This is a genomic window from Candidatus Bathyarchaeota archaeon (assembly GCA_026014735.1).
Classification (GTDB): domain Archaea; phylum Thermoproteota; class Bathyarchaeia; order Bathyarchaeales; family Bathycorpusculaceae; genus Bathycorpusculum.
In genome coordinates this window covers 215,272-237,530 of sequence record JAOZHT010000001.1, presented here as the reverse complement: position 1 = coordinate 237,530, position 22,259 = coordinate 215,272, and the positions used below count along the sequence as shown (strand labels likewise).

Sequence of the window (22,259 nt, the reverse complement as noted above, 5' to 3'; positions counted from 1 at the left end):
CGTAGTCGGGATTGGACCCGGCTGCCCCGAGCATCTCACGCCGAAGGCTAAAGGGGAAATCCAAGCCGCCGACGTAGTGGTAGGCTACGGCACATACATCAAACTCATCGCGCAGCTCATCCGAAGCGACGCAGAAGTGGTTTCAGGCACCATGGGCAAAGAGGTGGACCGCGCTAAAACCGCAGTGGACAGGGCAAAAGAGGGCAAGCAGGTAGTCATGGTTTCAAGCGGCGACCCCGGCGTCTACGGCATGGCAGGCATTGTACTTGAAGTTGCCGCGCAGGACAAAGCACCCGTGCAAGTGGAAATCGTGCCCGGAGTAACCGCAGCCACCGCCGCCTCAGCTATTCTTGGTGCGCCGCTGGTAAGCGACTTCGCCGTTATCAGCCTAAGTGACTTGCTGACGCCGTGGGAGAAAATCGAGCGGCGGCTGGAACTGGCTTCGCAGGCGGACATGTCGATTGTGCTGTATAATCCTCAGAGTCAGGGACGCATCGAGCCCTTAGCGAAGGCATACGAAATCATGATGAGGCACTTAAAGCCTGAGACGCCCGTTGGCATCGTGCGCCAGGCGGGGCGTGAAGGGCAAACCTACACTATAACCACGCTTAAGGAGATGCTGGGCTGCGACATCGACATGGTTACAACCATCGTGGTAGGTAACTCCGCGACAAAGGTGGTTAACGGAAAAATGGTAACGCAGAGAGGCTACGACCTCAAAACATAACAGCAAAGTCTGTGTTAGCCTTTTTCTATAGTTGTTGTTGTGGAGGACCCCTCTTTACTCAACAACAACCAGCGGATTGCACAGAACAATGCTTTTTGGCATCAGGCGTTAAGGCATATTGCAGGCTGGTTGTGCAACCTGTCACAAGCAGAACAAAAAAGACTGGAAAAACCAAGCTTTTTAGTGACCGTGGTCGCGGTCTTCTCTAATTATCTCGGCTGCGGGACGGGTATTGCCAGTTTTCTTGGCAAGCTCAGTTCTAAATGCTTCAGCCTCCGCCAAAGCAGCCTTTAGTCGTTTCCTTCGCGCTTTCGAATAATCCATGGGATTTGTTAAACATGTGAAGTTAAAGAAAATTATGGCAAAAACAAGTGATTGATATTCATAGAACGCCCAGCACCATCGCCGCCGCCATAGCCAGCAAGATAGCGCCGCTGACCTTAGGAATATACTTCTCGAAGCGAGCAATGCGGTCCTTGACGCGCTCATACATCACTACGCCCAGCAGCGTCACACCGATAAGCCCAGCCGCCACCGCCACCCCATACGAAGCCATCAACAACAATGGACTCACCCCGCCCACCGCCAACGCCAACAACGCAAACTCTTCCTCATGCGCAAACCCCAAAACAAACGCGCAACTCGCCAGCTTCCAGAGGCTCATATTCAGCCGTTTGGGGTGCAGGTGCTCGTGGCTGTGGACTTCGCCTTCGCCGTGGTCATGCTGGTGGATATGGGTTAATTCGCGGGCGTTGTCGTGGAAGTGCCCATGCTGCGCCTCCAACTCGGGTTTCACTTTCTCCAGCAGCATCCGGACGCCTAAAATCACCAAAACCACAGCAGCGATGTAGCTAAGGATGGGACTGGAGAAATCATAGAAAACACTCACCACTAAGTAGATGAGCACCACCGCAATGGAGGATACGAAATGCGCTCCCGCCAGAATCGCGGAGCTTACAAACGCATAGAAGGTGGGGCGGGTGGTTTTGGCGGAGTAAAGCAGCGCCAGAGGCCAGCCGTGCCCCGGCTCAAGCCCATGCAGTAACCCGATGACTACGACGCCCACTAAGGTTGCTTCAAAGGCACTCATTTTACAGCCTATTTGGAATTGTCATTCATGCTTAAAAGCCTAAGAATTTCTTTTCGGGCTTCACCGATGGTGAGGGGTAGCTGATCGGAGATGGGCAGGTGATCTTCGGTTTTAAGCACCTCAAAGAGGTGGGTTAAGCGGGGCGAGCGGAGGTTAACTTTGCGGATTAACTCGGCGTTCGAGAAACTTTCCCTTGGAGTACCTACAGATACAAGTTTGCCTTTGTCAAGCACATACATTTTGCTGGCGAACAACGGCACCAAATCCACGTCATGGGTTGCCAGAAGCAGCGTTATACTTTTCTCTTTGTTAAGCTGCAGTAGTAAATGCAGGATCTCGCTTGTGGCGCGTGGGTCAAGGCTGGAGGTTGGCTCGTCCATTATGATGACTTCAGGCTGCATAGCAAGCACGCCGGCTAGAGCTACACGTTTTTTTTGGCCGCCGCTTAAGAAGTGAGGGGGCTTATCGGCATACTCAGACATGCCAACAATTGTGAGGGCTTCATCTACCAGTTCCTTAACATGCTCGGAGGTATAGCCCAAGTTTAATGGTCCGAACGCAACATCCTGTTTGACAGTTGGGGCGAATAGTTGGTCGTTGGGGTCTTGGAAGACGAAGCCGACGCGTCGTCGCAGTTCCAGCAGCGATTTGGCATTATATTGTAGTGGCTTGTCATCGAAAAAGATTCTGCCGCTGGTGGGCTTTAAGATGCCGTTTAGGTGGTTTAGCAGGGTGGTTTTTCCTGAGCCGTTGGTGCCAAGGAGCGCTATGCGTTCTGCATGGTCAAAGCTTATTGATATGTCATCGAGGGCTACGGTGCCGTCGGAGTATTCGTGAACAAGGTTTTCTATTCTAAACAACATTTTACCAGAAACTCCAAATGTGAATTATGTTTAATGCGATAAGGGTAAACATAACGTCCAGAACAATTATGCCTGCGATGGTTACCCAGTTGGATTTAGGTTGGTCTTCAAGGACACGGATGTTTCCATCGTAGCCCCTTGCGTTCATAGCCGTAAAGGTGCGTTCTCCCTGCTCCAACGTGCGGACAAAGAGGTTGGCTGCGAGAAGCGAAGTTTGGCGGATACGTTTCAGGTAGCCGGTCTGCCCCAGGCGCAGCTTCTGTGCGGTGGTCATTTTGGCGGCGACTTCCATGAAGACGAATATGTAGCGGTAGATTAGCAGGCTGATTTCGATTAGCACTTTGGGCACACGGATTTTTCTTAGGCTTATGAAGAGGTCGTTCATTGTGGTTGTTAGCACCAAAAAGAATAGGGCTGAGATGGCGCCTAGAACCCGGAAGAATGTGGCTAAGGCGATAGTTATGCCGTTGGTGTAGATGGTCCAGGTGAACCATGGGAACGGAACCTCCACAAGCGGTGCCTGGTTGCCGAAGAACAAAGCGATAAATGTGCAGCTTAAGCCGGCGAACGCGAGGGGGTAGAGGAAGAGGTTGAAGTAGAAGCGGATTGGAATCTGCGCTACCGCCAAGATTAAGATAAGGGATATGACAAAGACGGTTATAGGCACCACAGGGTTGGGTGAGAGAACGCTTAACAGGAGCAGGGAAGCTGCGAAGAAGATTTTGGTGGCGGGGCTAGTTTTTGCCAATTGGTTGATGTAGGCGTAGCGGTCGATTTGAGCGGATAGGTTGGCATGGCCTTCATTGCTTCTGCGGCGGTGCATATGTCCATGGTGGACGCGGGGTTGCTGTTTGTTTTTGCGTCTTGTCTTTATCACTATGTAGGCGATTATGGAGGCGCCGATGAGGGCTTGCACCCCGAAAAGCACCTCAATGAACTCTTCAGGCAATTCCAGGACCGGGGTGAACCATGGCGTGTAGCCTTGAGCGGTGATAATGTTGGCTGCGGCGTCGTCAGTCCCAGCCATGTTTGTGGAGACCAAGATAAGCGGCAGAATAAACAGCGCCAAAAGTATGATGATTAAGATTGCATAATGCTGTTTTTTAAGGTGGAACTCTTTCTCGCCTAGTCCAGTGATGGGGGAACGCAGAACCTTTAGTGAGGTGAGGATTTGGCTTTTGTATTTTGTTAAGAACTCAAAGATGAATATAGCTAAGATTCCTTCGCCGATGGCAAGGGGGATTTGTGTGACGGCAAATATTCCAACGAAGGTAAGGAAGGATTCTGCAAAGCCTATGCCAGGAAACGCAAGCGCCAGCTGGAAGGAAGTGGTAACGTAGGTGAAGAGGTCGCTTAGAGCTACCGCAAGGAATACTGCAGCTTGAGTGGGAACCCGAATTTTTTTGCAGATCACCCATATAATCCATGCCACGATTGGCCCCATGATGCCCATGGAGAAGACGTTGGCGCCCAAGGTCGTGATGCCTCCGTGTGCGAGCAGGGTGGCTTGGAAGATCAGTGCGATAAGGGATAATACAGAGGCTACGGCGGGTCCAAAAACAATGGAGGCTAAGCCGGAGCCTGTGGGGTGGCTGCTGCTTCCGAAAACTGAGGGCAGCTTGAGCGCTGAGACCACGAATATGAATGCGCCCATGAGGGCTAGGAGCGGTTTGGCTTCAGGGTTGTTTTTGGCGATTTTGGCCATCCGATAGATTCCGTAGGCAACGATGGGTATGGTGATTGCCCACCAGAATTCCCACCATGGGTGGGGTAGGAAGCCTTCCATTATGTGCAGGTTTTAGTTTCCCTCTCTTTTGGATAATCCATCCATAAACCCATATAAATTTTCGTTTAACCCAAGTTAACCTCAGGTTTACTTGATGTTCTTGCCCGCCAAACGGCACTAAGCTTTCTCTTTCAAATGACCCGCCAAAGACCGCTCAGGCAACCCAACCTGCTTAGCCTCAGAAACCTTAAGCAACCCAAAAATATCCGAGGGCTGAGCAACAAAAACAGCGCCATCCCGCCTCAAACCACGCATAAGCTCCGTGGCTTTCCCGCCAGTGAAGTCCCGATTCTCTATAGGCACCTCATCTATAACGTAGACGGGGATGCCGCGCCTCAGCGCCTCTTTGGCAGCCTCCAGGTTCTTAAGGTTGCCTAAGCCGAAGGGAACAGAAGTTAAAACCACGATGCTTGCGTTGGCGATGACTTCCAGGTTCGAGTTGTAGGCGTCGTTGGTTATGGCTGAGAAGGGGGCATCCATCACCACGGGGACCTTAAGCATCTGGCAGGCCTCGTAATCTGAGTCTAGCTGGTTGAGGACGCCTGCCGTGACGGAGTAGCCCTCATCCACCAGAGTCTTCATCAGCATCGTTCCCGTTCCGGCGCCGCAGATCAAGTGGATACTGCATTTCTGCTCCACATTAGCTCTCCGGGGGGAAAGTGGAACAATATCAAGGGAGTTAGTTACAAAGTTTTTGCGCACCAACGCATCCACTGAGAAGACGCTGCGTATGTTCTCGCTGGTCAAAACCTTGTCAACTACGCCGGCGGCGAAGACTTTTCCTTCCTTAAGCATCAATACCGAGGTGCAGTATCGAGCCGCCATGTTTAAGTCATGGATAACCGCTAAAACCGCTAAGTCATGCTTAACGCAGAGGCTCTTCACCAAATCCATGATTTCCAGCTGATTAATTATGTCCAGGTTATTCATGGGTTCATCTAAAAGCAGTATTTTGGGTTCCTGCGCTATCGCGCGGGCAATGATTACACGTTGCCGCTCGCCGCCGCTTAGCTCCTGCACGGATCGGCTGGCTAATTTCCAGGTGTTAGTCAACATCATCGCTTTTCGGGCGACATCGACGTCTTTTGCTGACTCCATCTGGAATTGCCCCAGATGGGGGTTGCGGCCCATCAGCACAACATCCATCACCGAGAAGTTGAAGCCGACCATGCTGTCCTGGGGAACCACCGCCATCTTCTTAGCAACATCCATCGGTTTAAGCCGGTAAATGTCGTCTTTGTCGATGAGTATGGAGCCGCCATGGGGCTTGAGCACTCGGCTTATGCTTTTAAGGAGGGTGGTTTTGCCTGAGCCGTTGGGGCCAAGGATACCTACGAAATCGCCGGGCTTGACGTCTAAGCTGATGTCCTGTAAGATTTTGATGGAGCCGTAGCGGCATTCTACTCCATTTACGCTTAACGTCACCATGCCCTCACATCCTATAATTCATCTTCTTTCTTCGAAGCAGGAAAATAAAGAAGGGTCCCCCCGCGATGGCGGTTATCACGCCGACGGGCAACTCTGCAGCGCCAGTGATAACTCTAGCTAAGGCGTCGCAGACAACAAGGAAAATTGCGCCTACAACAACCGACGCGGGAAGCAGCAGCCTATGATCCGGGCCCATCAGCAACCGCGTAATATGCGGTATCATCAAGCCCACAAACCCGATGAGGCCACTGATTGAAACCGCGGCGGCAGTCATCATTGCACCCAAAGTCAGCAGTATCTTTTTGGTGCGCTCGGTGTTTACGCCCAGATGCTGAGCAGTGTCTTCGCCTAGCGATATCATGTTTAGGTCCCGGGCGAAGATGTAGGAGAGCACTATGCCGACTATGATGAAGGGAGTTATCTTCCAGATAGCGCTCCAACCCACGTTTGATATGCCGCCGATCATGTAGCTGACGAGCGCGTGGAGTTCAAAGTTGGTTGAAACAACCTGCATAATCTGGTAAACGGCGGAGAGAAAGATCGTTATGGCGATTCCTGAAAGCAGAAGCGTCATCTCAGGCACCCTAGAGCCGACTCGGGAGATGTTATAGACGATAAACACCGTGGCTAATGCAGCGATGAACGCCGCTGTCTGGGCAATCGGGAACCCCAGCAGGCTAAGGCCCGAACCAAACAGTATTCCGACGCCTGCTCCCACTGACGCGCCTGCGGATACCCCCAGCACGTAGGGGTCAGCCATCGGATTCTTAAATACGCCCTGGTAGAGGACGCCTGAAGCGGCTAAACCGGCGCCGATGACGACGGCGGCTAAAACGCGGGGTAAGCGGATGTCGAGAATTATGGCTGCGGTGCTTGGAAGAATCGAGGAGGAGTGGATGGAGGTGTTAAGCAGGGGAATCTGCCTGCCCAGTATTGCCAAGATCTCTGAGAAAGAGATCGGTGCGTAACCGATGTTTAAAGAAACAATGACTGTGAAAAATAGGCCGATGACAAGCAAAGCCAGGATTAGTTTCCAACGCTTTGAACGCTTCGAATACGCGGTTTCTATGTTGCTTGTCACGGTTTTCCCCTAAAATGAGGAGGAGGAACTAAAAAAGTTGCGGGTAAAGACAAGCTGCTACAGCTTGAACCTGATCCGCGACTCTTATTCCTGGCTCACTCATGATATCCTGGTCAATGACGTATAGGCGGTCGTTTTTGATGGCGTCGATGGAGCTCCAGCCGCTTCTAGCTTTGACGTCAGCGACGCTGCCGTAGGAGGGTGCTCCAGTGCCCATGTTAGTCGGCAGAATGATGACGCCTGGGTTACGTTGAACGACGACTTCTGAGCTGGTGTATGGAAATTCCTGTGCTTGATCATTGAAGATGTTGACTCCGCCGGCGAGACCGATGACGTCGTTTATCCATGTGGTTGATCCAGCAGTCATGATTCCTGAGTCAGAGCAGTAAACCTCATAGTAAACTGTCGGTTTCTCGGTGATGTGGGCTGCTTCGATGGTGGCTTGTATCTCGCTTATCTGTGAACGCAAATCTGTGATGACTTCAGTGGCTTTGGCGGCAGCGCCTGTGGCGTTTCCGACTAATCCGATGTCGTTGTATATGTCTTCGACGCTTGAAGCGCTCAGCACTATGACTTTGTAGCCGAGTTCACGCATGTTAGGTATCGTTTCTTCGTTGACATCGGTTGTGAATATTACGTCGGGCTCAAGTGTGGCGATGGTTTCAAGGTTGGGGGTGGAGAAGCCGCCGACACAGGTCATGTTTCCAGCGTCAAACCAGGCGGTGAAGTTGTAGGGGGAATCGTCGTATTGTGTTAAGCCGACTACTTTGTCGCCTACGCCTATTTCGTAGAGGATGGGTGTGACGCTGGGCGCCAACGAGACAATGCGTTGGGGTACCTCTGAGAAGGTGGTTGTGTACCCTTGGTCGTCTACTATGGTTATGCTTCCGTTTTGTGTGGTGTTTGGGTTTGTGGAGTTAACGTAGATTACTGCGCCTGAGGCGATTATGACTACGGTTAACAATACTGCTACATATTTTATGTATGATTTCAAGGTGATTTGTCCCTCATGTTAGTTCCCTATATGGGGTTGGTTTATCCAACCCAAAGCTTATTAATTTTTGTTTAACTAAGGTTAAATTCAAGTTGAAACAACATGAAGCAGCCCCAAAACATCCTCCTCAAAGACAAAGGCGAATTCACCAAATTCCAAATCCTCCTCGAAATCATGCGCAACCAACCCCACATCAAACAAAAAGACATCAGCGACAAACTCGGCATCACCATCCAAGCCATCAGCAAATACTTCAAGAAACTCAGCCGAGAAGGCCTCCTTGAAGCAGGCAGCGAACGAGCCGACTACCGCCTCACCCCAAAAGGCATCATCAAACTCCGAGATGACATGCGCAACCTAGAAGCCTACGTTAACGAAGTCAAGCATGACCTCAAAATCGAGCATGCCTGGCCCGCCATAGCCACCGCGCCTGTAAAGGCGGGGGAAGAAGTGGGGCTGGTCATGCGGGAAGGCGTCATGTACACCATACCATCCAGCAGCCCCCAAACCCAAGCCAGGGGCATCGCACTCGCCGACGCCCAGACAGGTGAAGATTTGGGGCTCAGAGACCTACACGGCGCAGTCCACGTTGAGCAGGGCAAAATTCTCATCGTTAAGCTTCCCAGCATACGCAAAGGCGGCTCCCACGCAACCGACATAGTGAAGGTGCGGGCGCTCTTTGAAGAGTTCAAGCCTGACCGCGTTGGCGTCATGGGCGCAGTGGGCAGGGCGGTTCTGGCAAAGATGGGCAGGGACGCGGATATTGAGTTTGGAATCGGCCGCTCAGCCTCCATCGCTGCTTCGCGTGGGCTTAACGTGTTGGTTTTGGTGGTGGGGCGGATGGTGAACCGCATGATTCAGGAAATCGACCAAATCAACATGAAAACGGCGGGCAGCATTATGTATGAAGTTATAGATGCAACCCAAACATAACTAACACTAATCATGAGAATAAAAAAGGAGAAATGTTGGTGGATTACCAACAAATCGGTTTAACTTGTTGCAAAGGTTGTATCGGGGATTGTGGGATCGATGGTTATGTTGAAGAGAACGATTGCTTCTCCGGCGGAGTTTTCGTAGCTTACGTCGCCACTTGTCCAGCCGGCAAGTTTACCCGTGTATTCTGTCCAATAGCCGCCCCATGCTGCATAGTCAGTTGCATAAGTAGATGCTGTCCATGTCGCTCCGCTGTCTGTGCTTATCCATGACTTTTCACTAGCAGTGTCGAGGATGTAGGCGTAGGTTGCTAGATCAACACGCACTACTGCATCTGATTGCATGTCTTTGCCATACCATTTGTATTCTGTAGTTTGTCCTTGGCTTGTGACGTTGGCACTGAAAGTCAATGTTTCCGCGTCTGCAATGCTTGGCGCTGGAGTGGGTGTGGGGGTGGCTTCAGGGGGGGTGCCACCGTTATTTAGTAGCATAACGCCTGCAACGCCAACAACAATCACGACGACTAAAACCGCAACGATAATGTATATTGTTTTTTTATTCAACTAGATCACCGAGTGCTAACTTCCTTTTAGTTAAAATTCAATATAAGCTTTTCCAAACTATTCAGAGCCTGAATAACTTTTACTAAAAAAGACTGTTTTAAATAAAAAACCGATGAAAAACGCATTTATTCCATGAAAAAAATGCTATGTAAATGGCTATTTTTAGCGTAAAACACCCAGCCATTTAGGACCCTCCAAGCCGACAAGGTTAATTCATTTTATTGCAACAAAACCCTAAGTCGCTTGATAAGATACCTTAAGTACAAAAAAAGCAGACATAGCCGCCGTGAAACCCATGCAAAAAACCGCATCAACCACAATAATCTTGGCCCTCACATTGCTTGCACCCCTCTACCTAGGCTTAACATCCAACACACCAACCGCAGCCGCAGCACCCAACACCATACAGTTCTCAGGCTACACCTGGTACATCGAAAACAGCCAGCAACGCGCCCACCCCGGACCCAACTACTGGAGCAGCAGCCCCCAAAACGTCTGGGTTGACTCCAACGGTTATCTGCATCTTAAAATCACCTACAGCAACGGCAGATGGAACTGCGCGGAGGTAACCTGCACCCAAACCTTCGGATACGGCACCTACGTCTTCTACCTTGCCAGCCGCACCGACAACCTCGACAAAAACGTGGTTTTGGGCTTATTCGCCTACAAGGATGACTGGCATGAAGTGGACATAGAATTCTCCAAATGGGGCGAAAGCAACTACAGAAACGGCTGGTTCACAGTGCAGCCTAAGCCCTACGTGGAGGACAGAAACCAGCGGAGCTTTAACTTCCAGTTATACGGCGACTACACCACCCACTACTTCAAATGGACCCCCAAATCAGTCTACTTTGAAAGCTTCGGAGGACACTACCCCCTCGGATCGGAACCAGCAGGCAACATCATCAAGTCCTTCACCAGCAACAGCCAAGTCTCAGCTACAGGCGTTAAAGCCCACATGAACCTGTGGCTCTACAATGGCCAAGCGCCCTCAAATGGGCAACCCGTTGAAATTGTCATCAAGAGCTTCCAGTATATCCCCTAGTGGTTTAGCCTGCGCGGACCCGGATGGCTTCCATGCCGTCTTCCCGCTGCAGTTTATGCCATTTTTTCTCTTTCCCAGTAAGCGCCTTAATGATAGAGACCACTGTAACGTAGTCGATGAATTGCTTATAGATGAAGACAAAGAAGGGCGAGTACACCGCTAAGCCGTTACCCTCGTTATCGATGGAGAGGGCAAGCAGCGAAACGAAGAGTTGAATCAGCATAAACATAACCATCATCCGCGCAAACAACAGAAATCCGCCGGTGAGCGCCAGCATCAACCCTGCGCCCAACGCAATGAAGCTTGCCAGTGGATTAAACAGCGAGAAAAGCATAATGGGGAACACGAAGCTGTGCAATGCGCCGTAGCGGCTGTTGGCAAAGATGTCCTTGTGCTTGATGAGGGTTTGGAAGGTGCCGGTGCCCCATCTTACCCTCTGCTTATAGAGCGCCTTCCAAGACGAGGGCACCTCTGTGTAGGCATGTGCGGTGGAGCTGGAGCTGACGGCGCCGCGGGTTTTCAGCAGCTTGATGGTTATGTCGAAGTCCTCGGTGACGGTATCAGTGTCGTATCCGCCTACTTCCATAACGGTTTTCTTTTTGAATGCCCCGAAGGCTCCGGGTATAACCATGACTGCGCCAAAGAGGGCGAATGCGCGGCGGATGGTGTTGATTGCCATGATGTATTCGAGTTCCTGGATTTTGGTGAGGGTGGATTTGCTGTTGAGGACTTTTATGTTGCCTGCGACGGCGACGTTGTTGGGGTCGCTTTCCATCGCCTGCACGATTTTGTTAACGGCGTCGCGGGTAACCATGCTGTCGGCATCTATGGTGATGACTATGTCGCCTTTAGCGAAGAGCAAGCCATAGTTGAGTGCGGAGGCTTTGCCGCCGTTGGGCTTAGTGACTACTTTGACGCCTTGGTCCTCGTATCCCTTAGCTACAAACCGCGTGAGGTCGCTTGAGCCGTCGTCGATGACTATGATTTCTTTATGTTCATATTTGAGGTTGACGAGGCTGGTTAGGGTGCGGGAGATAACGCCCTGCTCGTTGTAGGCAGGCACCAAAATCGACACCAACGGGGAGGCATGGTTGTCGGGGAGGTGGTCTTCGAGCTGCTTGAATTTGGCGGCGGGGATGATGGGGTAGGAGGTGATGAAGAAGGCAACGCTAAAGCCGGTGGTGGTGGCTGTGCGGTAAATGCCCTCGTAGAGGGAGCCGCCTAAAAAGCCAAAGAAGTAAAGCACCGCTGAGGCGCAGGCGGGAATCACGGCGACCAGCAGAAGTGGCGCGAAGCGGCTGCCTACAAAATGCCTTTGCTTCTGCTTGGATAACCCGATGACGTAGAGGTCGGCTCCTAAGGCGCATGCCATGGCTACGACGATGTCGATGGTTCCGATGAGCAGGGAGGCAACCGATAACGTGACGACGACGAGTGCGCCGTAGAGGACGGTTTGGCGTTGCACATTAATCAACCGGAAAAGGATAGGTTGAGGCGGCTGCGTCGGGGGTACTCATGGTTTTTCTTCTCCACCGTTGGCTTTGGGGATTTTGGAATTCGCCAAGGCTTCCTCGATGTTTTTGCCAACACTAACCTTCATTCCATATGCCTCCGCATAGTTCCGTGCGCTGGGCGTAAGGCCCGGGATAACGAAGAGCAGAAAGTCGCTGTCGATGTCGCTGATTTTGCCGTATATCCGCGTGATCTCCTCGAGTTTAACGGGTTTGCCTGAGATGACTACCTCCACTGCGGTGTTGCCGTTGTCGGGTTTCTGAGGCATATTCCCGTTCTGTTGGGGGTCAACCCAGCCGACTCTGCCCAAAACCAACATATCAAAGAGATGCTGGGTGCCCGAGCGGCCGCTAACCACCGCGGGGGCAACGATGCTGTAGCCCAGCGACTTGAAGTATTTGGCGCAGACGTCGACGGGTTTGATTTGCTGGAGTTCCTTTAGGGGCAACTGGGGGTTGGCGGCGTATTTGTAGAGGAAGATTTCGGGTTCATCGTCGATGTCGGCGGTTGCGCCGCAGTCGTCGCATTTGATGATCAGCTGGGGTTCGCTGTTTAGGCTGTTGCAGCTGGCGCATTTGTAGGCTGGCGGCAGCATGCGGTAGTCGGAGCCGATGAGGTTGAGTTTAGCTTTGCATTTAGGGCAGATTAAATCGCCGGTTTTGGTTTCAAAGGCGCTTTGCCGCTCCACCGCGCCGCAGGCGAAGTGCTCGATGAGGGCTTCTTTATGCAGACGCAGCGAGTTGCATTCGGGGCAGGTTTTTCTTATGCGGATGCTGCCTGAACCGCAGGTGCCGCAGACGATGACTTTGTCAGTGAGTTCCGCGGTGAGGAAGCCCTTGCGTACAAGCGCATCCAGAACCTGACGTGAATGCTTGGTGTCCCAATCAAGCTGCGGAATACCCTCATAGCTGTAACCTTCCGGTTTAGTGGGGTCAACGGTGGGTACGATCTGGTTGACTTTGCCGTAGAGGAAAAGCTCCATCATGCTTTGCTCGTCTCTGCGGAGAGCTTGATCCTCAGCGGCGCCAATTATGTCCTCGTCCATGCCGACGGGGGAGACGGCGGATTGGGGCTGGGCAAGCGGGGCAGCGATGTTGCCGTTTGATAAGGGAGCTGCTGCGTCTTTTCCATTTGCTGATTCCTGTTTTCGGTTGGAATCAAGCTTGAAAGCTATGCCAAAACCCGCTGCTAAACCCACCTCGATTGCCGCCACCAAAATGACCAGGGCGACTAGCTGAGAGTTATACTTGATTATCGCTATGCCTACTTCGGTAAATAGCGCCGCGAAGCTCTGGAAAAGCCAAAGCGAGTAGATGGCGCCGCTAAACCACGCTGCCAACACAAACGAGAGCACACCCGCTATCATGCCGAAGAAGACCAGGGGGATGGGTTTGCGTTGGGGGGGTTTTATGGGGAGTAGGCTGAATAATGCGCCGATAACCATGGCGGAGAAGAAGACGATGAGGGGAGCAACAAAAGAGGTTACGGTAATCATGGCTGCTCAACCTGCATGGAACTGTAAACTGAAATTTCGCGGGCACCGAATCTGCCTGCTGAATGTGAAGTTGGAGATGTTTTGGTTGCCAATTTTTTTCCTTTCCTAGATACCAATTGAGCCTTCTTAACCGGCTGCGACTCTGCAGGGGAAGAGTTGAAGTCTACGCTGCAATATCAGCCTCCATGTGGGAGGATAGAAATTAAGGGTTTTTGAAAAGCCAGGTTTGCAGATTTTGCCAAGCTCAACACAGCGGCGAGAGGGAGGCTGCGTTTTGGCTCTTGATTTAGCAAAGCCAATTAGGCATGGATGCGAACGCCAATTCGCATAAATTAACCTCAGGGATAAGCAAACGAGGCAGCGCATCAGCAAATGCATACCAAGCAATTAAGCAAGCGCACTTATTCCAAAAAAAGCCCGAATCACCGCTCAATCGAAAGCTTACTAATACCCGCTTCCTTCTCCAGGACCACCACGTGGTCGCCCTTAGCTGCAAAGGCTTCACTATGCGTCACCGCCACAATCTGCTCAATCGCCTTGAATCGGCTAATAGCCTCCGCCAGCCGCTCGATGCTGCCGTCTTCGCTGCCTAAATTCTCGGTGGGTTCATCAAGCATAAGCATGCTCAACCCATGCCCCGTGCGGTTCTGCATAATCAGCTGCCCCAGCCCCAAGCGGTAAGCAAACGCCATAAGGGTACGTTCGCCGCCAGAGAGGTTTGCTACTTCACGGTCCACCCCCGCCTCGCTCCTAACGTAGGGCGTGTAGGATTCATCTATAACCACGTTAAGCATGGGGGCTTCGCCGCCGACTAAACTGTCAAGAATCTGCTGGACAAAACTGCGTAGAACCTTCACGAATTCGCCGCGGAGCCTAGGCTGGATGCTACGGTAGGCATCACGGACGGCGCCCAGAAGCTCCACGGTCCGCCGGATCTTGTCCATGCGGTCCAGCTTCACCTGCGCAGCGTCAATGCGCTCTTTGGTGTCGTCTAAGCGGCGGGACAAATCGGATTTGCGGTTCTCTTTGGTGCGCAGCTCCGACTCCACCGAATACACTCCCCGCAGTGCCTGCTCTTTTTTGCCCTTAGCCGCCTCCAACTCAGAGAGGTCAAACTTGGCGATTTCAGCCACAAGCAACTCAAGTTCGCGCCTCTGGACCGCGTCTTGGCGTTGCTGCTCTTCAAGTTCGCCGGCGAGGTTTTTGAGGTTGCCTTCCTCCTCGGTGATCCGCGCCTTCAGGTTGGCGCTGTTGGTTAGGCAGGTTTGCAGGTTCAGGTAGGCATCGTTGGCAACTGATTTAGCCTTCTGCAGGTCAGCAACGTCTAATCGGAGGCGGTTGATGACTTTTTGCCGCTCGACATTCTCATACTGGATAGTGTGTAAAAGCTCGGTTCGATAATCGCCTGATAGGGGCTGACTGCACAGGGGACATTCGCCTTCGCCGTTGCCGAGCTGCGTCAGCCGCTTCTGGTCCTGCTGGATACTCCGAGAAGTGGCTTCCTGCTCGGCACGCATAGAAGTGATTTTTTCATCAAACCCAGATAGATACAGCGATATCTGCTCGGTAGGCAGGTTTGTAGGCAACCCTGAGGCTTCAAGTTTGCCCAGACACAGCTTAGCTTGACTATCCAGCGAAACCTGCCGGGACTGCAAATTCGCAAGTATGGTTTTTTTGCCCTCAACCCGCTCTGCAAGCGAAGACAGATTCCGCGTCACGTTAGCGATGTCTGCGTTGAGGCGGGCTTCTCTGCGCTTAAGCTCCTCGATGGCGAGTTTTTTCTCCTCCATCCGCCGCAGGTTGCCCTCGGCGTCCTCCAGCAGATGCTTTGCCACTGCGAGTTTCTGGGCGGCCTCCTCCAGCTCCATCTCCAGCAACGTGAATTCCTCGCTGGCACGGTTGTATTCCGCGTTGAGTTTTTCGATGCCGTTGACATCGGGGTCTTTTTCGTAGACGCGCTTTTCGGTTTCGTAGTCACGTTGATACTGGGCTATACCGCTCCATGCTACCTCGTAGTCAGATAAACCAAACAGCCCATCGAGTTTACGCTGCCTATCCCTTGGCGTAGCATCCAGCAGCTCTTTTAGGTGTTCCTGGCGGAACCAGACGATTTCGCGGTAAAGCTCCCTGTCCAGCCCCGTGATGGCTTTAAGCTGCTCGGCGATGGCTTCGTTTTTCATGCTGGCCAGGAGCTGCTCGTCCTGGTAGAGCCGAAGCTGCTCGGGCTCCTGAGTGATGCTTTTGCCCCTTCTCCGCAGTCCCCGCGTAAGCTTGTAGGTTCCGCCGTTTTGGGTAAACTGCAAAGTAACCCTGCATGCCTCAGCGCCCTCGCGGAGCAGATACTCAAAGCTTTTGCTGCCGATTGTGTCTCCGAAGAGCGCAAAATCCACGGCGTAGAGCAAACTGGATTTGCCGCAGCCTACCCCGCCGACGACGCAGTTAAAGCCCCTTGTGAAGGGCACGGTGGATTTGGTGTGGCTGCGTATGTTCTCAAGCTGCACGACGTCGATTTTCACTGCGTCAACTCCTCGATGGCTTGCTTAACCTTCTCGTCTTGTTTGCGGGTAAGCGGCTCAATCAGCGCCAACGCGCCCTTAGCGATTCGCTCAGCTTCCTCCGGGCCGTAGCGGTCAGAAAATATCTGCACAAAATACTCATGTGCCTTGGTTCGCAGGTCCTTGAATTCCGCCTCGAAAATGGAGCGCACCACCTCGTCGGCAACCGCGGTTTCCTTAAGCTGCACGATAGGATGCACCAGCAGCGCTTTCTGGGCGGCGCAGCGGATTTTAGGCACATCCACCTCGGTGCGGCTGGCCTCCGCGGGCAAAATGCCCTTCAAAACGGGGATGATTACTGCGTCGGCTTCGTCGGCTTCCCGCACCATCTGCGCTGCCTGCTCGGTGATTGATGCAGCCGCCATCCCCGAGAAATCCTGTTCCAGAATAAGAAAATGCCGCGGCGTGGTAAGCTCAACAAGCTCAGGTTTAACCTGCCCATACGCGTCCACGTGGACATGGTAGAAGCCCTTCTGGATTTGTGCTTCGCCGTAGCTGACGGTTTCGGTGCATCCGCTGTACACTAGCCTGCCATCTTTGAAGCTGCAACTGTAGCGGTCATGCACATGCCCCGCCGCATAGTAGCAAAAGCCGCCGGGTAGCAAATCAGGGCTGATTTCAGCCTCGATGTAAGGGGGCTTTACCTCAGGCAAATCAACGGCGCCATGCAGAACAAAGACGTTGACTAGGCCCGTCTGGGGGGAGGGGGGGTTTTCCTCCATGAAGCGGGGCAGGGCCTCGTCGGTTTTGTGGCGGTTATGGTAGTTAGGGATACCATAGACGTAGCAGCAGCCCGGGAGGCTCCAGCATGCGCCGCGGTGCCGTGGCAGATGATAGATTAAGCCGGCGCTGTCGAGGGGGTAGAGGATGGTGCTGGTTATGGTGTTGGGCGCCGAGTCGTGGCTGCCGTCGACGGTTAAAACGGGGATTTGGGCGTCTTTGAGGCGTTTGAAGCTGCGGATGGTGTTTTCCAAGGTGTGGTTGCTGGGGCGGGGCTGATGGAAGAGGTCGCCGGCGATAATTATGAAGTCAGGTTTTAGTTCGAGGGCTTTCTCGACGAGTTCGCTAAAGGCGTTGTCGAAGTCTTGGCGGCGGGCTTCCAGGCCGTACTGTGAGTAACCCAGATGCAGGTCGGATGCGTGGATAAAGCTAAATGGCTTCAGCGGCAAGACTCCCCTCTATTTCCTGCTCTCTGTTATGGCTCGGTTATTTTAAAGCATTTATGCCCTAGCTGTTCAATATGGGGGAGGGCGGTTGCCTACAGTATTTGTTCTTTTGAAATAGCGACTTTGCATTTCTTTAGTAACTCGGTATCTTGTGTAACTAGTTTTAAGCCTTCTTTTTCAGCTAAATACGCATAGGAAGCATCGTAGAAAGCGAGGTTTCGCTCTATTGCAAGCGCCAAGACGTTAGCTATCGAGTCAAGTTCAAGAACGGTTAATGTCTGCATTGCTTTTGAGAAAGCTGTTGTGGCTAACTGAGGGTTTTTCATCCTGCCCTGCCGGGTTTCTTTCCACAATACATTCCCGATTTCATACTTGGTTAAGGCGCTTACTGCATAATCCTCGGCGTTAAGGGGAACGCCTGAAAGCAGCAGAGGATAGAGCGCGGATGTATCTATTAGAAACTTACATTTCGTCCCTTGTCGCTCTGACATCGGCAGCCCACTCTTCCGGTGTAACGTCCATGGCTTCTTGAAGTTCCTTAGCGATTTGCTGCGCTTTTGATTTTTTGTTAGCTACCAAGTCTGTTAAGGTCTTTTCCACGACTGCTTTAACGTCTATTCCCAATTTTTCTGCCTCGTCTTTAAGTCCTTTTTTGACTCTAACAGATAAGACTTCGGTTGTCATCAATCCATCCTTCGTATACAGATAAGACAATATTGTATACAGCGTATTTAAGAATAACGACACCACGCAAAAATCCAGCAAATTGAGGAATTTTTTGGCGTAAAAATATAAGATACCCTTTCCATTAACATGGAAAAGGCGCCAGAACGATGAAATGCCAAGTCTGCGACACAGAAACCATGATGCCGTTCCGCTGTCCCTTCTGCGGTGGACAATTCTGCAGTGCACACCGCCTGCCAGAAAACCACCTGTGCCGAGGAATCAGCAACGCCAAATCGCAGACGCAGCAGCGGGTGATGACTCAGCAGGCATATAACAGCTACAACTACAGCTACGCGCTTGGCCCCGACAGCTACAAACCCAAATACCACATACGCTGGAGCCAAAAAGAACTCAAACACATCGCAATCGCAGCGGCGCTAGTCATCGGAATCGGCTACTCGATGGCGCTCTACAGTTTCAGCTGGAGCTGGCTTGCCATATCAGCTTTCGCATTGATTCTAACGGCGTCTTTTCTGGTGCATGAAATCGCCCACAAGGTTTACGCGCAGAAAGCCGGCATGTGGGCAGAGTTCCGATTAACCACCTGGGGAGCGGTTTTAACGTTTGCCGCGGTGTTTTTGCCCTTCAAGCTGATTGCACCCGGCGCGATGATGATTGGAGGTAACGCGCCCACCGCTAAGGATATGGTGAAAATCTCTGTTGCAGGCGTCATAACCAACATGATACTTGCCACGACGTTTCTTGCGCTTGTTTTCGGATTACCCTTCAGCGAATATACCCTGGTGTTTGTGTTTGCAGCCTACTTAAACGCGTTTATGTCTATCTTTAACCTTGTTCCCTTTGGAATCCTGGATGGATACAAGATATTCATGCTCAACAAAGCGGTTTGGGTAGCAGCGTTTATTCCCGCAGCGGTTTTAACGGCGATTACGGGCTGGCTGGTTTTCTTCTAGATGAGGCTTATTCGCCGCGGACAAACAGCAAGTAATGGTTAACGGTGTAATTGTAAGTGCCGCCCATGCCGGCCGTATTATAGGTATGCAGCCGCCATCCCTGCGCTTCCCACTCCGCAATCGCACTGCCCACGTTATCGTGGTGCCCAACTATTATGCATCGCCATTCCTTCAAAGGTTCACCTCAAAAGCTGCATGCAATAAGGGAATTTAAAGCGTACGCTGAAGGGGAGAAGCGATTACTAAAAAGTTAAAGGGGTTTTTAGATTAGCTCGATTGTAACGTGGACCTCTTCAGGTACACGGATACGCATGATGCGGCGCATGACACGCTCTTCTGAGTCGATGTCGATGAGGCGCTTGTGGATGCGCATTTCCCATCTGTCCCACGTGGCGGTGCCCGAGCCGGAGGGCGCTTTTAGGACTGGGACACGTAGGCGCTTAGTCGGTAGCGGGACTGGACCGTTCATTTTTACGCCTGTTTTCTGGGCGATGCTTCGGAGTTCTCCGCAAACCTCTTCTAGTTTCTCGTAATCGGTGCTTGTGAGGCGTATTCTTGCTTTTCTAACCATATTGGTCCATCAATCCATTGTTTTGCCGTTTAATATACGTTGGTGCACCTATGAGACTTAAAGGGGACATTAAAACCTTTCGTCGCACAAAGATAAACCCTGCACTCAACAGGGGAGTTCTTCGAGGCAACTTTTCTGCTCCGCGCAGCCGAGGCTTCAGCGGTGGGTTGCTGCCGGGTGATGTTTCGTGTTTGCTTTGACGCTGTATTTAGTGTTTTGGATGCTGGTTTTGGAGATTTTAACCATATTTGTCTATATTCACTATATATTTTATATGGGCTACCTCTATAGGCGGCGCAGAGGCATTAAAAATTGAATAAGTGGAGATGAAACAAAAATGCTCTCAAGAGACTGTGACGGATGCTCCAAACTAAAAGAATGCATCACACGTTACCGGCGAGCCGTACCAGGCGACAAAGTCTACTGCCCCGACGGCACCGCACACCTAATCGACAACTCCAGCGTATTTCCCAGCCCCGGCAGGGTGTGCCTCATATCGGCAATCCAGTAACTCGGCTCCAAACAAGAAAAAACAATTAACATCCATACTTCTTTTTTCTGAATAATTTAAAGAAAATCCCCATGTGGGTTTCTGTTGGCGCTTGCTTGCTAGAATCAGCTAAGCAGGCATGTAGTAGCCGCCGCCGAAGTACCCGACGTTTTGGGCAACAGCAGGGCGACTGGAAACAATGCATAATTTGCCGATAAGCGACATAAGCTGATAGGAGGCTTTAAGCGCCGCGTTAAGGTTGTTGCTGGTTAAGAACTTGGCTTCTATGTTAAGCGCTGTCCCCTGGATGTTAGCGGCAATCTGGATCGCGCCATCCTCCGTTATCCATTTAAGGGTCACGCCCCGGCTGTTCTCAGACATACCCATCCACCGCAAAGACCCAAACCATTTGCCCCGAAGCGAAACAATAAGCTGAGCCGTCAGCAGATCCGAGGGCAGAAACGTCTGGATAAGCGGCGTAGAGGGAACTTCGGTGCGAGGGGGCTGGAGTTTTAGCTGCGTGATTTTGGGGGTTACGCGGTAGCCGTCGCTTTCCTTTTTGACTATGCCTTCCTCTTCTAGACGATTGAGGATGCGGGAGAGGATTTCGGGGTGAAGGCCTGTTCTGCGTTTAAGCCCATCGAAGGTGAAGACGGAGAGGTCTTCGGTTTCCAGCAGCGAGAGCACGTCTGCGTCGCGTTCGCTGGGGGAATAGTCGGTTGCTGGGCTTTGCCAATTAACGTTTAGAACAGGAATCATTATTCATCAATGGCTTTGGGTTACTTTTGAAGTTTCCCATGCGTTTCAGGGTATGTTGATGTTGCAGATTAAGACCTAACGGGAAGGGTGGCCCTTAAGAGCCTGGCGGATTGTGCCCTGGTAGAGATAGATGAAGTAAACCGCGGTGAAAGCCGTCAGAAACAACTCGAAGGCAAGGATGGAGGAATTGGTTTCCACTGCCCTAAAGTAGCCCTGCCCCAGAATGTTGGTGAACACCAGAATCTGCAGGAAGATGGCGCCGCCTAGACAGCTGAGGCCTGCGCTGTGAATTAGCAGGCGTATGCGGATGGTGGTTTTGGCGTCTATGGTTAGCGTCATGGTTACCGCAAAGTAAACTGCTGCTTTATTGATACTTAATATTTGTGAAGGGATAAACTGGAAACAGAAACAGTATCCGAAATAACCGGTCTAAACCATCACGCAGCTGATTGGGCAAAAATTGATTGCTCAGCGAATCCGCGCCCGACAATTGGGCAGAAAAGGGAACTACTCGGGATTACTCGGTCTATCGAGCGGGATTCGCCGAGCGGCTCTACACACTTGTTGTTGGCTTGCAATTTCTCGGCGAACTATATTGACGCTCGAAAAGTATTAAGAGTTGCACAAATAATCTATAGATATCAAAATAAACTATATAGAATCTGATGCGGCGGAAGCATTCTGGATGAAATATGAACCGCCAAAACCTGATTTTGCCCACTGGGGCCCTATTGTGCTCTTTGTGCCGCTACCTCAAGGGGTTAGGTTAGTAGGTGAAAGATTCAGAGAAGATGCGCTTCATGATGCCTAGGCCATGTCGGAGCTTGAGCTTCTTTTCGCCCATCCGGCTGCGGTAATCGATGGGGACCTCAACGATGCGGTATCCTTTGCGTTCTACAAGCGCATTCATCTCGGCTTCAACATCAAAACCCTTACTCTTAGGGTGCCAGCCATCCACAACCTCGCTGCGCACCACCCGCAAACCCGACAGTGGATCTTCAAGCTTAACACCATTCATAACTAGCTGAGCAAAAGCCAAAAGCTTATTCCCAACATAAAACGGGTTAAAAACGGACTTAGAAGTGTTATAGTTACCTTTAAAGCGGTTACCGATGACCATGCCGACGTCTGGTTCGCGGTCCAGTATCTCAAGCATTTCAGGAACATACTCCGCCGGGTAAGTGTAGTCTGCGTCGGTGAACACGATGTAGGGTACCTTGGAGGTTAAGCCCTTCATGCCCTGGAACATGGCGTCGCCTTTTCCTTTGCCCTGCTGGAGCATAACGTCGGCGCCTCTGTTCTTGGCGATCTCTATAGTCCGGTCGACGCTGTTGCCGTCAACCACGACCAAGTAGGGGTTAACTAAAACTTTCTGCATTTCATCTACGGTGGGGCCTATCCCTGCTTCCTCGTTTAAGGTTGCAATAACTACGGATATGCTAGAATTTAGTTCCATGAAGAATACCTCGAAAACATTCCTGCTTATCGATTCCTAACCTTTTACTCTGGGAAACAGGCTTTTAAAGCCCTAAGAAAAAAGCCAAAATATTGCAGAAAA

Annotated in this window: 24 protein-coding genes and 1 pseudogene; 6 read left to right on the top strand and 19 right to left on the bottom strand. The window is 51.6% G+C overall.

The genetic code is table 11. The features are described 5' to 3' along the window. Nucleotides 1-10 precede the first annotated feature (10 nt). Together cobJ and NWE93_01155 are read left to right on the top strand one after the other, a co-directional pair. Nucleotides 11-727 carry a precorrin-3B C(17)-methyltransferase gene (gene cobJ / locus NWE93_01160; GenBank protein ID MCW3998830.1) on the top strand — a complete coding sequence of 239 codons (717 nt, stop codon included), beginning with the start codon at nucleotides 11-13 and terminating at the stop codon, nucleotides 725-727. Between the two features lie 39 nt (nucleotides 728-766). Next, nucleotides 767-1,021, top strand: coding sequence for a hypothetical protein (locus tag NWE93_01155; GenBank protein MCW3998829.1), 255 nt, complete (start codon nucleotides 767-769; stop codon nucleotides 1,019-1,021). A gap of 88 nt (nucleotides 1,022-1,109) precedes the next feature. Here the strand turns inward: NWE93_01155 and NWE93_01150 are convergent, their stop codons facing one another. The 7 genes and pseudogenes from NWE93_01150 to NWE93_01120 form a co-directional block, all read right to left on the bottom strand. After that, nucleotides 1,110-1,817 carry a nickel/cobalt transporter gene (locus tag NWE93_01150; GenBank protein ID MCW3998828.1) on the bottom strand — a complete coding sequence of 236 codons (708 nt, stop codon included), beginning with the start codon at nucleotides 1,815-1,817 and terminating at the stop codon, nucleotides 1,110-1,112. 8 nt (nucleotides 1,818-1,825) lie between these two features. Then, nucleotides 1,826-2,680: an ATP-binding cassette domain-containing protein gene (locus NWE93_01145; protein MCW3998827.1), complete on the bottom strand. Its 855-nt coding sequence runs from the start codon at nucleotides 2,678-2,680 to the stop codon at nucleotides 1,826-1,828. A gap of 1 nt (nucleotide 2,681) precedes the next feature. Continuing rightward, complete coding sequence (cbiQ, locus tag NWE93_01140) at nucleotides 2,682-3,755, bottom strand: cobalt ECF transporter T component CbiQ (protein ID MCW3998826.1); 1,074 nt, start codon at nucleotides 3,753-3,755, stop codon at nucleotides 2,682-2,684. Between the two features lie 66 nt (nucleotides 3,756-3,821). Further along, a pseudogene (locus NWE93_01135) lies at nucleotides 3,822-4,475 on the bottom strand (energy-coupling factor ABC transporter permease). Between the two features lie 108 nt (nucleotides 4,476-4,583). Next, complete coding sequence (locus NWE93_01130) at nucleotides 4,584-5,894, bottom strand: ABC transporter ATP-binding protein (protein ID MCW3998825.1); 1,311 nt, start codon at nucleotides 5,892-5,894, stop codon at nucleotides 4,584-4,586. Between the two features lie 4 nt (nucleotides 5,895-5,898). Then, nucleotides 5,899-6,975: an iron ABC transporter permease gene (locus NWE93_01125; protein MCW3998824.1), complete on the bottom strand. Its 1,077-nt coding sequence runs from the start codon at nucleotides 6,973-6,975 to the stop codon at nucleotides 5,899-5,901. 28 nt (nucleotides 6,976-7,003) lie between these two features. Beyond that, the gene (locus NWE93_01120) at nucleotides 7,004-7,969 is read right to left on the bottom strand and encodes a helical backbone metal receptor (protein ID MCW3998823.1); all 966 of its coding nucleotides are present in this window, start codon (nucleotides 7,967-7,969) and stop codon (nucleotides 7,004-7,006) included. Nucleotides 7,970-8,071: 102 nt separating this feature from the next. Between NWE93_01120 and NWE93_01115 the strand changes: the two genes are divergently transcribed. Continuing rightward, complete coding sequence (locus tag NWE93_01115) at nucleotides 8,072-8,902, top strand: winged helix-turn-helix transcriptional regulator (protein MCW3998822.1); 831 nt, start codon at nucleotides 8,072-8,074, stop codon at nucleotides 8,900-8,902. Nucleotides 8,903-8,961: 59 nt separating this feature from the next. On the opposite strand, the gene NWE93_01110 is transcribed toward NWE93_01115, so the two are convergent. Then, entirely contained in the window at nucleotides 8,962-9,468 is a 507-nt protein-coding gene (locus NWE93_01110) for a hypothetical protein (protein MCW3998821.1), read from the bottom strand. 295 nt (nucleotides 9,469-9,763) lie between these two features. On the opposite strand from NWE93_01110, the gene NWE93_01105 reads away from it, so the two are divergent. Beyond that, nucleotides 9,764-10,513, top strand: coding sequence for a glycoside hydrolase family 16 protein (locus tag NWE93_01105; GenBank protein ID MCW3998820.1), 750 nt, complete (start codon nucleotides 9,764-9,766; stop codon nucleotides 10,511-10,513). A gap of 4 nt (nucleotides 10,514-10,517) precedes the next feature. Here the strand turns inward: NWE93_01105 and NWE93_01100 are convergent, their stop codons facing one another. From NWE93_01100 to NWE93_01075, 6 genes are all read right to left on the bottom strand, one after another. Then, nucleotides 10,518-11,978 carry a glycosyltransferase gene (locus NWE93_01100; protein ID MCW3998819.1) on the bottom strand — a complete coding sequence of 487 codons (1,461 nt, stop codon included), beginning with the start codon at nucleotides 11,976-11,978 and terminating at the stop codon, nucleotides 10,518-10,520. Between the two features lie 48 nt (nucleotides 11,979-12,026). Continuing rightward, nucleotides 12,027-13,520: a hypothetical protein gene (locus tag NWE93_01095; GenBank protein ID MCW3998818.1), complete on the bottom strand. Its 1,494-nt coding sequence runs from the start codon at nucleotides 13,518-13,520 to the stop codon at nucleotides 12,027-12,029. A gap of 422 nt (nucleotides 13,521-13,942) precedes the next feature. Continuing rightward, nucleotides 13,943-16,036 (bottom strand): SMC family ATPase, encoded by a 2,094-nt coding sequence (locus NWE93_01090; protein MCW3998817.1) that lies wholly within the window; start codon nucleotides 16,034-16,036, stop codon nucleotides 13,943-13,945. Further along, a complete protein-coding gene (locus NWE93_01085) occupies nucleotides 16,033-17,244 on the bottom strand; it encodes a DNA repair exonuclease (GenBank protein ID MCW3998816.1) in 1,212 nt (403 codons plus the stop codon). Before NWE93_01085 ends, NWE93_01090 begins: the two co-directional genes overlap by 4 nt. Before the next feature lie 89 nt (nucleotides 17,245-17,333). After that, on the bottom strand, nucleotides 17,334-17,732 hold the full coding sequence (locus tag NWE93_01080) for a type II toxin-antitoxin system VapC family toxin (protein MCW3998815.1): 399 nt from the start codon (nucleotides 17,730-17,732) through the stop codon (nucleotides 17,334-17,336). Beyond that, entirely contained in the window at nucleotides 17,704-17,925 is a 222-nt protein-coding gene (locus NWE93_01075) for a DUF4145 domain-containing protein (protein MCW3998814.1), read from the bottom strand. Before NWE93_01075 ends, NWE93_01080 begins: the two co-directional genes overlap by 29 nt. Before the next feature lie 149 nt (nucleotides 17,926-18,074). On the opposite strand from NWE93_01075, the gene NWE93_01070 reads away from it, so the two are divergent. Continuing rightward, on the top strand, nucleotides 18,075-18,881 hold the full coding sequence (locus NWE93_01070; GenBank protein ID MCW3998813.1) for a hypothetical protein: 807 nt from the start codon (nucleotides 18,075-18,077) through the stop codon (nucleotides 18,879-18,881). A 7-nt stretch (nucleotides 18,882-18,888) separates the two neighbouring features. Here NWE93_01070 and NWE93_01065 read toward each other — a convergent pair whose 3' ends face one another. Together NWE93_01065 and rpsJ are read right to left on the bottom strand one after the other, a co-directional pair. Continuing rightward, the gene (locus tag NWE93_01065) at nucleotides 18,889-19,056 is read right to left on the bottom strand and encodes a hypothetical protein (protein ID MCW3998812.1); all 168 of its coding nucleotides are present in this window, start codon (nucleotides 19,054-19,056) and stop codon (nucleotides 18,889-18,891) included. Between the two features lie 87 nt (nucleotides 19,057-19,143). Beyond that, nucleotides 19,144-19,452, bottom strand: a complete 309-nt coding sequence (gene rpsJ, locus NWE93_01060) for a 30S ribosomal protein S10 (GenBank protein MCW3998811.1) — start codon at nucleotides 19,450-19,452, stop codon at nucleotides 19,144-19,146. A gap of 337 nt (nucleotides 19,453-19,789) precedes the next feature. Between rpsJ and NWE93_01055 the strand changes: the two genes are divergently transcribed. Then, nucleotides 19,790-19,963, top strand: a complete 174-nt coding sequence (locus tag NWE93_01055) for a hypothetical protein (GenBank protein ID MCW3998810.1) — start codon at nucleotides 19,790-19,792, stop codon at nucleotides 19,961-19,963. A gap of 108 nt (nucleotides 19,964-20,071) precedes the next feature. Here the strand turns inward: NWE93_01055 and NWE93_01050 are convergent, their stop codons facing one another. The 3 genes from NWE93_01050 to NWE93_01040 all read right to left on the bottom strand — a co-directional run bounded on the left by NWE93_01050 (nucleotide 20,072) and on the right by NWE93_01040 (nucleotide 22,157). Next, nucleotides 20,072-20,701: a hypothetical protein gene (locus tag NWE93_01050; GenBank protein ID MCW3998809.1), complete on the bottom strand. Its 630-nt coding sequence runs from the start codon at nucleotides 20,699-20,701 to the stop codon at nucleotides 20,072-20,074. 75 nt (nucleotides 20,702-20,776) lie between these two features. Beyond that, nucleotides 20,777-21,040, bottom strand: coding sequence for a hypothetical protein (locus tag NWE93_01045; GenBank protein ID MCW3998808.1), 264 nt, complete (start codon nucleotides 21,038-21,040; stop codon nucleotides 20,777-20,779). A 427-nt stretch (nucleotides 21,041-21,467) separates the two neighbouring features. Beyond that, on the bottom strand, nucleotides 21,468-22,157 hold the full coding sequence (locus NWE93_01040) for a glycosyltransferase family 2 protein (GenBank protein ID MCW3998807.1): 690 nt from the start codon (nucleotides 22,155-22,157) through the stop codon (nucleotides 21,468-21,470). Nucleotides 22,158-22,259: the final 102 nt, after the last annotated feature.